The organism is Rhodococcus oxybenzonivorans (assembly GCF_003130705.1).
Taxonomy (GTDB): Bacteria; Actinomycetota; Actinomycetes; order Mycobacteriales; family Mycobacteriaceae; genus Rhodococcus_F; species Rhodococcus_F oxybenzonivorans.
The window spans coordinates 5,255,814-5,267,724 of record NZ_CP021354.1; the positions used below are offsets into that span (position 1 = coordinate 5,255,814).

The 11,911-nt window shown below is 65.4% G+C and carries 12 protein-coding genes and 1 pseudogene; 6 read left to right on the top strand and 7 right to left on the bottom strand.

From position 1 onward, the window contains the following. Window positions 1-42 precede the first annotated feature (42 nt). On the bottom strand, window positions 43-219 hold the full coding sequence (locus tag CBI38_RS37985; protein WP_162603154.1) for a hypothetical protein: 177 nt from the start codon (window positions 217-219) through the stop codon (window positions 43-45). 111 nt (window positions 220-330) lie between these two features. Between CBI38_RS37985 and CBI38_RS24470 the strand changes: the two genes are divergently transcribed. Together CBI38_RS24470 and CBI38_RS24475 are read left to right on the top strand one after the other, a co-directional pair. Beyond that, window positions 331-840 carry a MarR family winged helix-turn-helix transcriptional regulator gene (locus tag CBI38_RS24470; protein WP_109332948.1) on the top strand — a complete coding sequence of 170 codons (510 nt, stop codon included), beginning with the start codon at window positions 331-333 and terminating at the stop codon, window positions 838-840. Then, window positions 837-2,777 carry an MDR family MFS transporter gene (locus CBI38_RS24475; RefSeq protein WP_418328282.1) on the top strand — a complete coding sequence of 647 codons (1,941 nt, stop codon included), beginning with the start codon at window positions 837-839 and terminating at the stop codon, window positions 2,775-2,777. The genes CBI38_RS24470 and CBI38_RS24475 overlap by 4 nt, the downstream gene beginning before the upstream one ends. 46 nt (window positions 2,778-2,823) lie before the next feature. Here CBI38_RS24475 and CBI38_RS24480 read toward each other — a convergent pair whose 3' ends face one another. Then, entirely contained in the window at window positions 2,824-4,239 is a 1,416-nt protein-coding gene (locus tag CBI38_RS24480; RefSeq protein WP_109332950.1) for an alkaline phosphatase PhoX, read from the bottom strand. A gap of 143 nt (window positions 4,240-4,382) precedes the next feature. On the opposite strand from CBI38_RS24480, the gene CBI38_RS24485 reads away from it, so the two are divergent. From CBI38_RS24485 to CBI38_RS24495, 3 genes and pseudogenes are all read left to right on the top strand, one after another. Further along, window positions 4,383-4,700, top strand: a complete 318-nt coding sequence (locus CBI38_RS24485) for an ArsR/SmtB family transcription factor (protein ID WP_159924660.1) — start codon at window positions 4,383-4,385, stop codon at window positions 4,698-4,700. Beyond that, on the top strand, window positions 4,697-5,191 hold the full coding sequence (locus tag CBI38_RS24490) for an SRPBCC family protein (RefSeq protein WP_109332952.1): 495 nt from the start codon (window positions 4,697-4,699) through the stop codon (window positions 5,189-5,191). Before CBI38_RS24485 ends, CBI38_RS24490 begins: the two co-directional genes overlap by 4 nt. A gap of 61 nt (window positions 5,192-5,252) precedes the next feature. Then, a pseudogene (locus CBI38_RS24495) lies at window positions 5,253-6,235 on the top strand (sigma-70 family RNA polymerase sigma factor). 3 nt (window positions 6,236-6,238) lie between these two features. On the opposite strand, the gene CBI38_RS24500 reads toward CBI38_RS24495, so the two are convergent. Continuing rightward, a complete protein-coding gene (locus CBI38_RS24500) occupies window positions 6,239-6,643 on the bottom strand; it encodes a VOC family protein (RefSeq protein WP_109332955.1) in 405 nt (134 codons plus the stop codon). A gap of 96 nt (window positions 6,644-6,739) precedes the next feature. Then, a complete protein-coding gene (locus CBI38_RS24505; protein WP_109332957.1) occupies window positions 6,740-7,411 on the bottom strand; it encodes a type 1 glutamine amidotransferase in 672 nt (223 codons plus the stop codon). 324 nt (window positions 7,412-7,735) lie between these two features. On the opposite strand from CBI38_RS24505, the gene CBI38_RS24510 reads away from it, so the two are divergent. Beyond that, window positions 7,736-9,130 (top strand): WS/DGAT/MGAT family O-acyltransferase, encoded by a 1,395-nt coding sequence (locus CBI38_RS24510; RefSeq protein WP_109332959.1) that lies wholly within the window; start codon window positions 7,736-7,738, stop codon window positions 9,128-9,130. Between the two features lie 354 nt (window positions 9,131-9,484). Here CBI38_RS24510 and CBI38_RS24515 read toward each other — a convergent pair whose 3' ends face one another. The 3 genes from CBI38_RS24515 to CBI38_RS24525 all read right to left on the bottom strand — a co-directional run bounded on the left by CBI38_RS24515 (window position 9,485) and on the right by CBI38_RS24525 (window position 11,701). Then, on the bottom strand, window positions 9,485-10,465 hold the full coding sequence (locus CBI38_RS24515; RefSeq protein WP_109332961.1) for a ferritin-like domain-containing protein: 981 nt from the start codon (window positions 10,463-10,465) through the stop codon (window positions 9,485-9,487). A 420-nt stretch (window positions 10,466-10,885) separates the two neighbouring features. Beyond that, a complete protein-coding gene (locus CBI38_RS24520) occupies window positions 10,886-11,260 on the bottom strand; it encodes a histidine phosphatase (protein WP_109332963.1) in 375 nt (124 codons plus the stop codon). Between the two features lie 228 nt (window positions 11,261-11,488). After that, window positions 11,489-11,701, bottom strand: coding sequence for a three-helix bundle dimerization domain-containing protein (locus tag CBI38_RS24525; RefSeq protein WP_230989944.1), 213 nt, complete (start codon window positions 11,699-11,701; stop codon window positions 11,489-11,491). Between the last annotated feature and the right edge of the window lie 210 nt (window positions 11,702-11,911).

Below are 11,911 nucleotides of genomic sequence, written 5' to 3' on the forward strand. Positions count from 1 at the left end.
CCGGCCACCTGCAGACCAGGCCACCCGGCGGGTCGGGCTCGGTCAGCGCGCCGGGCGCCACCCATCCATGGTGACCTGCACCAGCCGCTGGACCGCTTCCCGGGTCGACAGGCCGGTGGCGGCGGTCAGGGCGTGCAGGCAGCATCTCGCCAGCTCGTCGGCGGCGAACCGCAGCGCCTCCACTACCGTCTCACCCCCACCTAGGGCCGACGCGGTCACAACCTCGTCCAACGCTCTGTGACGAGGAAGACAGCCAAAAGAGTTACTTGCTTGGGGTAACGATGTATATAGTTGCATGCAGAAAGTAAGTCGTCCTCAGGGGTTGTTGCCATGTCCACGCCAGCCGCGTCTTCCGTGTCGTCCGTTTCGCTCGGCACGACCGAAGCTCTGATCGACGAGGTATTCCTCTTCGGTCGGGTGCTTCGCGATGCCCTGGCGTCGGAAGCCGACGACCACCTCCCCCGCGCCCTGACAGGAGTTCTCCTCGTCCTGGCCGGGAGGGGTGAATGCCGGCAGAACGAACTGGCCACGGAAATGTGCGTCAGTCAGTCCTCCCTCAGTCGCCAGATCACCGATCTGGTCGACGCCGGGTACGTCACCCGGCACCCGGACCCTGCGGACGGGCGTGCATTCCGAATACGCGTGTCGGACGACGGCTTGGCGTACGTGAAACACGTACGGGCACGACGTGCCGCACGCATGCAAAAAATGCTGACCGGATGGAACGAAACCGAGGCAGCCACGGCCCTCGACTCGATCCGGCATCTGAAGGAAACACTCTTCGATGCCGAGCACCGGATCGTATCGAGCTCGAACCCGATTGGAACACAAAGCGTATGACCGAAACAGATATCCGCACGCCGGTCGGCGAACCGCAGGCCATGAGTCACCGTCAGATTCTCGAAGCCCTCACCGGCCTGCTCGCAGCCCTCTTCACGGCCTTGCTGAGCACCACCATCGTCTCCACCGCCCTGCCGACGATCATCGGCGACCTCAAAGGGACACAGACCGCGTACGCCTGGGTCATCACCAGCGCGTTGCTGGCCAACGCCGCCTCGACGCCCATTTGGGGCAAGCTCTCCGACCTGTTCAACAAGAAGGTCCTGGTCCAGAGCGCGATCGTCATCTTCGTCATCGGTTCGGTGATCGCCGGATTCGCACACAACGTGCCGCTTCTGCTGACCGCGCGGGTCATCCAAGGCGTCGGCATGGGCGGTCTGACCGCGCTCGTCGTCGCCATCATCGGCACCATCGTCTCGCCCCGCGAGCGTGGCCGGTACTCCGGCTACATGGGCGCCGTCATGGCGGTCTCGATGTCGGGCGGCCCGATCCTCGGCGGAGTCATAGTCGACAGCCCCCTCGGCTGGCGCTGGACGTTCTTCGTCTGCGTCCCGCTCGCCGTCGTCGCGCTGTTCCTGCTGCAGCGCACATTGCACCTCCCGACCGAGAAGAAGGACAACGTCTCCATCGACTGGCTCGGAGCGCTGCTGCTCACCGCGGGCGTGTCCATCCTGCTCATCTGGGTGTCGTTCGCAGGTAAGGCCGGCTACTACGAGTGGTTCTCCCGCGAGACGGCGCTGTACGTCGGCACCGGCGTGCTCCTCCTCGTGGCAACCGTCCTGGTCGAAGCCAAGGCGAAGGCTCCCATCATCCCGCTGAAGATCGTCACCGAGCGGACCACCGGCCTCGCGATCATCGCATCCGTCGCCGTCGGTGTCGGAATGTTCGGTTCCACCACCTTCCTCGGCCAGTACTTCCAGACCTCGCGGGGCTACACCCCCACGATGGCCGGCGTCCTCACCATTCCGATGGTCGCCGGGATGCTCATCGGCACGGTCGGCTCGGGACAGCTCATCACCCGGTTCGGCAAGTGGAAGTCGTTCGTTGTCGGCGGCGCAGTATTGATGATCATCGGTTTCGGGCTGCTGAGCACCCTCGATCACGAGACGAGCCTGACCCTCGTCAGCCTCTACATTGCCATCATCGGTCTGGGCATGGGCATGCTGATGCAGAACCTGGTGCTCGCCGTGCAGAACACTGTCAGCGTCCAGAACATCGGTGCGGCCTCGAGTTCGGTCGCCTTCTTCCGAACCTTCGGTGGTGCCATCGGCGTCTCGGTTCTCGGGTCGGTCCTGGCGACACGGGTCTCCGACCTCTCTGCCGACGGATTCGCCACGCTCGGCATCCCGGCAGGGTCGAGCAGCGGTGGCGGCAGCCTGGACCTCACGTCCATGCCCGCACCCGTGCAGAGCGTCATTCGTGCCGCATACGGAGACGCGACCGGCCGGATCTTCCTCATCGCCGCGCTCGTCGCCCTAGTCACCCTGCTCGCCGTCATCCTGCTGCCCAACCGCCCGCTGCGTCGCACCATCGACCTGTCGAGCGACCAGGATCCGGTGCAGGAACCGGACTACGCCATGGCGGCCGAACGGGCATCGGAGTCGGATACCACGCCGATCCCGTCCGCCGATTCCCGCGGAGGCAGGCACGAGGCGCCCGCCGACCAGCAGCCGTTCGCAGGCCTGAGCGCGGACGCTCGTGACCGGCTCCTGTCCCTGCTCCTGCCTCAGCCCGAGCAGACCCTGGAAGCGATCGACGAGGCCGAGAAGATTCGTGACGAGGTGAACCGCCTCCGAAACGATCTCAACGCCAAGCTCATCGAATTCGATGCGGTCTGGGATCGCCTACGCGACCTCGGGCTGAGCGAAGACCAGGTGGCCGGCGTGCTCGGAGGCACCCCGGTCACGGACACCGGCAACGGCGTCCTCCTCCGCTGAATGACCCCCTGTGAGTACTTGTTAACACCCCGCTGTTAACAAGTACTCACAGCATGGGGCGACGCCACGGACCACGGATCGCCAGAAGCAACCCGGGCGACTGAATGCTCGCGAACAGCGTCTTCCCGTCCGCGCTGAACGCCGGACCGCAGAACTCGCTGTCGTTCAACTCGTTACGGGCCAGCGCAAACGGCTCTCCCTCCGCCGTGACCCCCACCAGATGGCTGATGCCGTCGCCGTCCTCGGCGAGGATGACACCGCCGTGTGGTGACACGGTGATGTTGTCGGGGCCGTCGTAGTTTCCGGTGTCCACGGCCGGGTCCGGGTTGACGCCGAACAACGTCTTTAACGTGATGGTCTCCGTCGCCGGGTCGTAGAACCAGACCTGGCCGTCGTGCTCGGCGGCACTGCCGTCGCCGGTACGCGCGAAGCTGGCGACGAAGTAGGCGCCACCGTCACCCCACCACTGCCCCTCCAACTTTCGGCTGCGCGTCACCTGGTCGTCGGTGAACTGCTTGCGCACCGGGGTGCTCTTGGCGTCGCGGTCGGGCACGTCCACCCACTGCACCGTGTACCGGACACCGGGTTCCGTCGCCTGCGACAGGTCGCGTACGTGGACACCGTCCTGGAAGCACGCCATGGCCTGTAGGGCGCCTGCGGTATCCCCGCCCGACGACTGCGCCAGTCCGCGGAGCGCGCCGGGTCCCCCGCGGAAACCCTGCGGCGGCGTCCAGCGGTAGTACAGGCCGTTCGGATCGGACGCATCCTCCGTCAGGTAGATGGCATTGGTCGCCGGATCGACGGCGACTGCCTCGTGTGCGTACCGGCCCAGGAATTTGTAGGGCACCGGGCTCTTGCCCCGGTTGGCATCCTGTCCGGCCGGATCGACCTCGAAGACGTATCCGTGGTCGAGGAAAAATCCGCCCGTTCCCGCGCGGGCCTCGGTTTCCTCGCAGGTCAGCCACGTTCCCCACGGCGTGATACCGCCGGCGCAGTTGTTCACCGTCCCCGCCACACTCACGTACTGGCCCAGCCACTTCCCTTCCGCGTCCACCGTTGTGGTGGTGGTGCCACCGCGCGCACCCGTGTCGTAGGTGAGCCCCTCGACTGCGGGGACACCGAACGGCTCGTCCTTGCCGATCTCGTGGTTGCTGACCACAGTGGATCCCCCACCTTGCCGGGCGAACACGCCGTTGGCGTCGAAGTCGCTGGGCACGGACTCACCGCCGTCCATCTTGGTGTCGCCGGACCGGGACACCACCGTGTACGAGAATCCGGCCGGGAGCGCGAGAATTCTGTTCGGGTCGGGAATCAGCGGCCCGTAGCCGATCGCCCGACCGGGCACCGCGGACGCCACAGCAGGTCGGACGAAGGCCTCGACACTACCGGCGAGCGCCACGCCCAAGCCGGTCAGCGCGGTCCTGCCGAGGAAGCCGCGGCGATTGAGTGGTGCTGTGGTCACTGTCTGTTACCTCCATGCATGCCAACGGGACATCCGGACGCTAGGGAGCGAACGTGTCCGACTTCGGCGTCGCACCGTGTCACCGAGGTGAACTGGACGCGAATTCGTTGACATGTGACCAAATGGTCACCTATCGTGGAGTAATGGACGACGATCACGTCTTCAAGGCGCTGGCCGACCCCACGCGCCGCCTGATCCTCGATCGATTGTTCGCCCATGACGGTCAGACGCTGACCGAACTCGAGTCGCAGGTCGAGATGACCCGATTCGGGGTCATGAAGCATCTGCGCGTACTCGAAGACGCGGGCCTGGTGGTCACGCGTCGTGCCGGCCGGGAAAAGCTGCATTATCTCAACCCCGTGCCGATCCAGCTGATCCACCAGAGGTGGATCGACAAGTACACCGAGCGTCACGCCGCGGCGCTCGCTCAGCTGAAAGCCGAACTGGAGGAAGAGAAATGACTGAAATCGTGCAGGTTTATGCCGTGTACATCAAGGCAACGCCCGAGGCGATCTGGGAGGCCGTCACCAAGCCGGAGTGGTCGGAGAGGTACGGGTACGGCGGACACGTGCATTACGACCTCCGACCCGGAGGCAAGTACGAGTCGCGCGCCAGCGATGAGATGAAGGCCCACCCCGGGGTGCCCGACGTCGTCGTCGACGGCGAGGTGCTCGAGTGCGATCCGCCGAAGAAGCTCGTCCAGACGTGGCGCATGCTGATGGACCCCGACAACATCGAAGGATTCACCACGCTCACCTACGACATTGCGCCGTCGAGTCGACCCGGAGTCACGAAATTGACTGTGACACATGACCTCACCAACGCCCCGCAGATGGCACGGATGGTCGCGGGCGAGCACGAAGCGGAAGGCGCCGGTGGTGGCTGGAACGAGGTCCTGAGCGGACTGAAGACACTCCTCGAGACGGGAGAGCCGATGGTGAACTGGGGCTGAACTTCGGGCCGGTGCGCGCGAGTGCCGACACTCGTCGGTGGGCAGCAGTAAGCTGCCCACTATGACGGCCGCGCAGTCGCTCGACGAGGATTTCCTCGCCCTCGCCGACCCTTACCGACGTGAGTTACTGGCCCATTGCTACCGCATGATGGGTTCGCTCCACGATGCCGAAGACCAGATGCAGGAGACGTTCATCCGCGCGTGGCGCGGGTACGGGGGGCTACAAGCAGCAGTCGTCGCTGCGCACCTGGCTCTACCGGATCGCCACCAACACCTGCTTGACGGCCTTGCAGAGCCGGTCCATGCGACCCCTGCCCAGCGGGCTGGGTGCGCCCGATTCGGATCCCACCGCCGAGCTGGTCCAACGGCACGAGGTGCCCTGGCTCGAGCCGATTCCCGACAGCGTGTACGACGACGCCAGCGACCCCGCGAACATCGTCACCTCCCGCGAATCGGTGCGGCTGGCGTTCATCGCCGCCCTGCAGCACCTGCCTCCCCGCCAGCGCGCCGTCCTGGTTCTGCGCGACGTGCTGCAGTGGAAGGCGTCCGAGGTCGCCGCGGCTCTCGACAGCACGACTCCCGCGGTCAACAGCCTGCTGCAGCGGGCCCGCGCGCAGCTCGAACTGGCCATGCCCACCACCGACACCCTCGTCGAACCGGAATCCCCCAGAGGAAAGGGCCCTCCTCGAGCGGTACGTCACGGCCTTCGAGAACTACGACGTCGAGGCGATCGTGGAGACCTTCACCAAGGAAGCCGTGTGGGAGATGCCGCCCTTCGACGGCTGGTACCTCGGTGGTGAGAACATCGGCCGGCTCATCAGCAACAACTGTCCGGCACAACGTGCCGGCGACATGCGCCTGCTCCCCTCATGGGCGAACGGCCAGCCCGCCTTCGGCCTCTACATGCGAGGCGAGGACGGCGTGCACCGGCCGTTCCAGCTCCACGTCCTCGACGTCACGGCCGGTGGAGTCGCGCACGTCGTCTGCTTCTTCGATCTCGACCTGTTCGAGAAGTTCGGGCTGCCGCAGACTCCACCGACCTGATCCTTACGCGGGTACGGCCGTCGGATCCATCCACATGACCTCCCAGACGTGACCGTCGAGGTCGCGGAACGCCCGGCCGTACATGAAGCCCTCGTCCTGCAACTTGCCCCATGCACTTCCGCCTGCGGCGAGGGCCTTGTCCACCAGGGCGTCGACCTCCTCGCGGCTTTCGGCCGAGATGCACAAGAGGGCCTCGACCGCCTTCGAGGTGTCGCAGATGTCGACCTCGATGAAGTCCCGGAACTTCGGCTCGACGAGCAACATCACCGACGTGGATTCGTTGATCACCATCGCGGCGCACGAATCGTCGCTGAAAGTGGCATTGAACTCGAACCCGAGATCACCGAAGAACTTCTTGGTGGCGTCGAGATTCTTGATCGGCAGGTTGACGAAGAGCATCCGGGACATCGCAATCTCCTTCTCGAAGTCCTTCCCCAGCGGAAGGTCATCGATACAGACTGCCGTCGTCCTCGAAACTCATCGGTGCGCCGGAAAGTTCTTCTTCTAGCTTTCGGCGAGGTCGAGGAACGCGCCGATCACCACTCGCCCGACGGCAGCCACCTCGTCCATCTGCTCTCCGGACGGTGCCGTGCCCGCGGGCATGTGGTTCTGCATCACCGACAGGTGCTCGCGCGTCAGCTCCACATGGAACTGCAACCCGTATGCGCGGCGACCGAGCCTGAAGGCCTGGTTCTCGTAGGCCTCACTACTCGCGAGCCGTGTCGCCCCCTCCGGAAGATCGAAGGTGTCGTTGTGCCAGTGAACGACGGCAAACTGACTTCCGGCCGAACCGAACACGGGATCGTGGGCGCCCTCGTCGGTCACTGTCACCAGTCCGGCACCGTGCTCCGGAACCGGACCGGTCCGAACATCACCGCCGAAAGCAGCGGCGAGAAGTTGAGCGCCGAGGCAAATTCCGAGAACCGGCAGCCCGGCGTCGACTGAATCCCTGATGAATTTTCGCTCTCGCGGAAGTTGCGGGTGGGTAACATCGTCCAACGCACCCATCGGACCGCCCATCACCACGAGACCGCCGATGTCGGCGGCGGCGGGAAGTTCGAAGGCGTGATACATCGGGTACTCGACGAAAGAAATCCCGCGGTTCTTCAAAAGGGCCCCAACCAATCCCGGCCCCTCGAACGACAAGTGTTTCACTACCGCCCACGGCTTGTCCATGCCGTGATTGTCGCTGATATGGGACTTTCGACTCTAGCCAGGGCACACTCACTCGAATTCCGCACCGAGTGCACAATTTTCGCGTGTTCACGTGTGTGTCACATACCCCGCGCTGCCACCAGGAGTTGGACGCTTGTCTAGTGGCATGGCTCACGGAAAACCTGGTACAAATACCAGCGTCACTGATTCGTGACCCGTCCCATACCGATTAGTTATTTAGTGGTGGCGCCCGACAAGGGGGCCACCGTCCCCCGCCGTCACCTCAAACCAGAGACGAAACCTCCCGCGATCCGGGAAACGTCCCCGGGATGGAAAGGGCAATAGATGCCGCTCCCCATGTCACCTCTCGACTCGATGTTCCTCCTCGGCGAGTCGCGCGAGCATCCGATGCATGTCGGCGGTGTCGAAATCTTCCAGCCGCCGGAGGGTGCCGACACGCACGACATCCGCGCCATGCTCGACCGCGCGCTCGCCGAAAGCACCGGGACAATTGCCCCGAAACTGGCCAAGCGTGCCCGCCGGTCCCTGTCCTCGTTCGGTCAGTGGAGCTGGGAGACGGTCGACGAACTCGACCTCGAGCACCACATCCGCCACGACGCCCTGCCCGCTCCGGGCACCGAGGCCGAGTTGATGGCGCTGTGCTCGCGGTTGCACGAATCGCTCCTCGACCGGAGCCGGCCGTTGTGGGAGATGCACCTCATCGAGGGCTTGAGCGACGGACGCTTCGCTGTCTACACCAAGATCCATCACGCAGTTGCCGACGGCGTCACCGCGATGAAGATGCTGCGCAACGCGCTCAGTGAAAACTCCGAGGAGCGCGATATGCCCGCTCCGTGGGAGCAGGCACATGCACGACCGCCTCGCGCGCAGTCTTCGGGCGGATTCAGCCTCTCCAACCTTGCCGGCGCCACGCTGCGCACCGCGCGCGATACCGCCGGAGACGTTGCCGGACTCGTTCCCGCGCTCGCCGGAACGATCACTCGGGCGTTCCGTGACAAGGGCGGTCCCCTCGCCCTGTCCGCTCCGAAGACTCCCTTCAACGTTCCGATCACCGGTGCACGCCAGTTCGCCGCCCAGTCGTGGCCGCTCGAACGCCTGCGCCTGGTGGCGAAACTGTCCGACTCCACCATCAACGACGTCGTCCTCGCGATGTCATCGGGGGCGCTGCGCAGCTACCTGGAGGATCACGACGCTCTCCCGGCGGAACCCCTGGTCGCGATGGTGCCGGTGTCGCTGCAGAACCAACGCCAGGCGGCGACGGGGAACAACATCGGTGTCCTCATGTGCAACCTCGGCACGCACCAGCCGGATGCCGCGGATCGGTTGGACACGATTCGCACCAGCATGTGCGAAGGCAAAGAGGCGCTGGAGTCGATGAGCGCCACCCAGATCCTGGCGATGAGCGCTGTCGGTGCGGCGCCGGTCGGTGCGAGCATGCTCTTCGGGCACAACTCGCGGCTGCGTCCGCCGTTCAACCTCATCATCTCGAACGTTCCCGGGCCCAGCTCCCCGCTGTACTGGAACGGCGCACGGCTCGACGCCATTTACCCGCTGTCCATACCGGTGGATGGCCAGGCGCTGAACATCACCTGCACGAGCAACGACGACATCATCTCCTTCGGAGTCACCGGTTGCCGCAGCGCGGTACCCGACCTGAAGTCGATCCCGGCCCGGCTCGGCCACGAGCTGCGCGTCCTCGAGGAGTCGCTGGGGATCTGACGGGTTCAGGTTTCGGCGTCGTCGCTGTGCCCGAGGTGGCGGTCGGGAGACGGTAACGGATTTCTTCGCCGGACTCCGTTTTTTCGCGGAATTCTACGTTCGCTGAATCTTTAGAAAATGGTTGGGGGCACAATAGGTCCGAAACCACTCAGACCTGGGCACCAACAAGTTCTTCCTCTGGGCGCAGGCAGACGCGAAACTCGCCGAATAGACCCCGCGCCCGGGCCGGCAACGGCCCAGACCCCAGTTGCAGAGAAATACCCCCGCAGACCCCTCGAGGCTGCGGGGGGTATTTCCGTGAAACCGGTCCCCGGTCCGCGCATCCTGGCGGCCGGAACCCGGTTGCGTCCGGGGTCAGCTGATCCCGGCGACTTCCTTGGCGATCGCAGCCAGCCGGGTCTGCGCGGCCGAGACGACCCCGTGCCGGTTCTTGTTCGCTTCCTCGTAGGCGACGATCGCCCGCACATCGGCGGGATCGGTGAGTTCCTTCACCGCCGCCACAGCTTGGGAGACGTTGAGCTCGTCGAAGTCCTCGATCGGCAACTCGCCCGATTCCGGGACACCGGTGGCGGTGCCGGTACCGGTGCCGGTGCGAACCGAACGCAGAGCGTCGGCGACACCTTCCGCACCTTGCTGGCGACTGACCCTTTCGGCGGTCTCGAGGGCCGCGTCGCGGCTCGCGGTCAGTGTTTTGACCGCGACGTCCCCGGCGTGCGCGCCCCGGCTCAACAGCTCCTCCAACGAGGGTGGGGTGGTGCGGACGGTGTCGAGGGCCCGGTCCAGGCCGCGCGCGGACCAGGACACCGGCACGTTGATCAGCCGTACCGCGGTGCCGGTGGCCGCCTGCAACGGGGTGCGGCGCAACGCGGCCGGGCCACCGAGGGCATCTTCGGCCAGGACGGTGGTCAGCCAGTCCACCGTGGCCTGGTGGGCGGTGATCAGCCGGAACGCGAGATTCTCGATGTCTTTGCGGCCCGCGGTGGTGGCGAGGGCTTTGATGTAGCGGGCGCGGTCGAGGAGTTGGTGTTCGAGGGCGAGGTCACCGAGTAGGGCTTCGTCGAACGGTTGGGCCTGCTCGACCACCGTTTTCACCGCGGCGGCGGCACGTCCCAGGAACGGTCCGATCAGCTCGGGGATTCCGCCGAGGTCGCGGATCGCGGCGTCGATGGCCTCGGCCCGGCCGCGGGCGTTCTCGGCGTTCTCGAGGAGTTCGCGGCGTACGGCTTCGGTTCTGGCCTGGGCTACTCGGGTCTCGGCGATCTGGATTTCGGTGTTGGTCAGGTCCAGGATCGTGCGCAGCTGCGTCAGCAGCGTGGCGGTGTCAGATGTGCTCATACGTGATTGCCCCTTCGATGTGGACGGTGTCGGTCGGCGCAGGATGCACCGCCACCTGACTACCCCGCCCTGCGCTGCGGTAACCGTCGCGCGTCCGGAAACCGAAAGTTCTACGAAAGGCGTTCGCGAGCAGCGCTTCCCGGAACTGAATAGCTGCGCCGGGCTGATCGGCATCTGGTCGGCGCCCTTTGTCTCCTGCCAGTCCCAGTCCGGCACGCTGCCATGGCCACAGGCGGCCGGAAGCGATGCGTCGAGCCGCGCCCGACACTCTCGACGTCAGGCACCCAACATGCAGCACGGCTGACTGCAAATGAGGATTCGGTCCCCGACGTACCCACCTCCGGCGGCGACCGCGCCGCCCGCGGTGCCCCCTGACCGATCGCGTATGCAGCGGCGTTGTCTGCAGACCGGCCCGCCAGCTCAGGACGTGGGGTCGGGAGCGATGTAGCGGAAGGTGAACGGTGGGGGTGCGGCGGGGTCGATGATCCACGCACCGCCCTTGGCGGTCTTCGTGGTCGGGGGCACCCGGGCCGATCGGTGTGTGGGTGCGGTCGCCGCAAGGTCGTCGAGAACCTCACCATGGGCGCACCACAGCGTTCCATCGATGTCCGGGGCGCACAGCGCGGCGAACAGTCGATCGACCGGGGCGCCTGGGGCGAGCAGGCAGTGATCCTCGACAGTGAGTCCCCGGGCCGCGGCCTGCCTGCGTCCGACGATGCTGAGCGGGCGGTCGGCGTCGGGGCCGTGCCACAGCGCCTTGTTGCCCGCGTGCGCGTGGCGTACGAGTACGAACATCGCCCCTCCGCGGAACCATTGGTGGACACGAACCGACAACCCGTAGGGGCAGCAAGGACGCGACCCGCCGATTGCTGACCTTCGCGACACTCTAGTGAGCGCACGCACAGCGGTGTCGAATTCGTGAAGGATGATTCTCTCCAGCAGGCGGTGAGACAGGGGGATCGCTGGTGGCCGAATCTCATTCGCGCGTACGGGTGGAGTGGGCACCATGAATGTGTCGATTGCTCAGAACGCAGGTTCGGTCATCGAGGTGAGCTGTTCGTGGGCGTAGCGTTCGACGAGCAGGGGCACGAAGTCGCGGATCTTGCGGCCGCGGAAGTGGTTGTGCGCCGACATCACGACGACGCTCACGTCGCGGCGCGGAATGTGCGGGTATTGCCGGGTCAGTCTCTCGATGACCTGTTCGATGAGCTGACCTTCCTCATCCGCGCTTATCACTCCTCTATCGTCCTCGGCCGGGCCCGCGGTGGTCAATGGTCAACGAAACGTAAAAGGAAGGCTCGACTTTCGCAAAGAAACACCGACGCCGGCACAAGGTCGTACATCTGTTGGACTTTATCTGTTCATTTTCCGTTCACCGAAGAATAGGGTTGCGGGTGGGGTAATTCGAGCCCACTTCGCATCGGAACTTTCGCGGTGGGCGTGCGT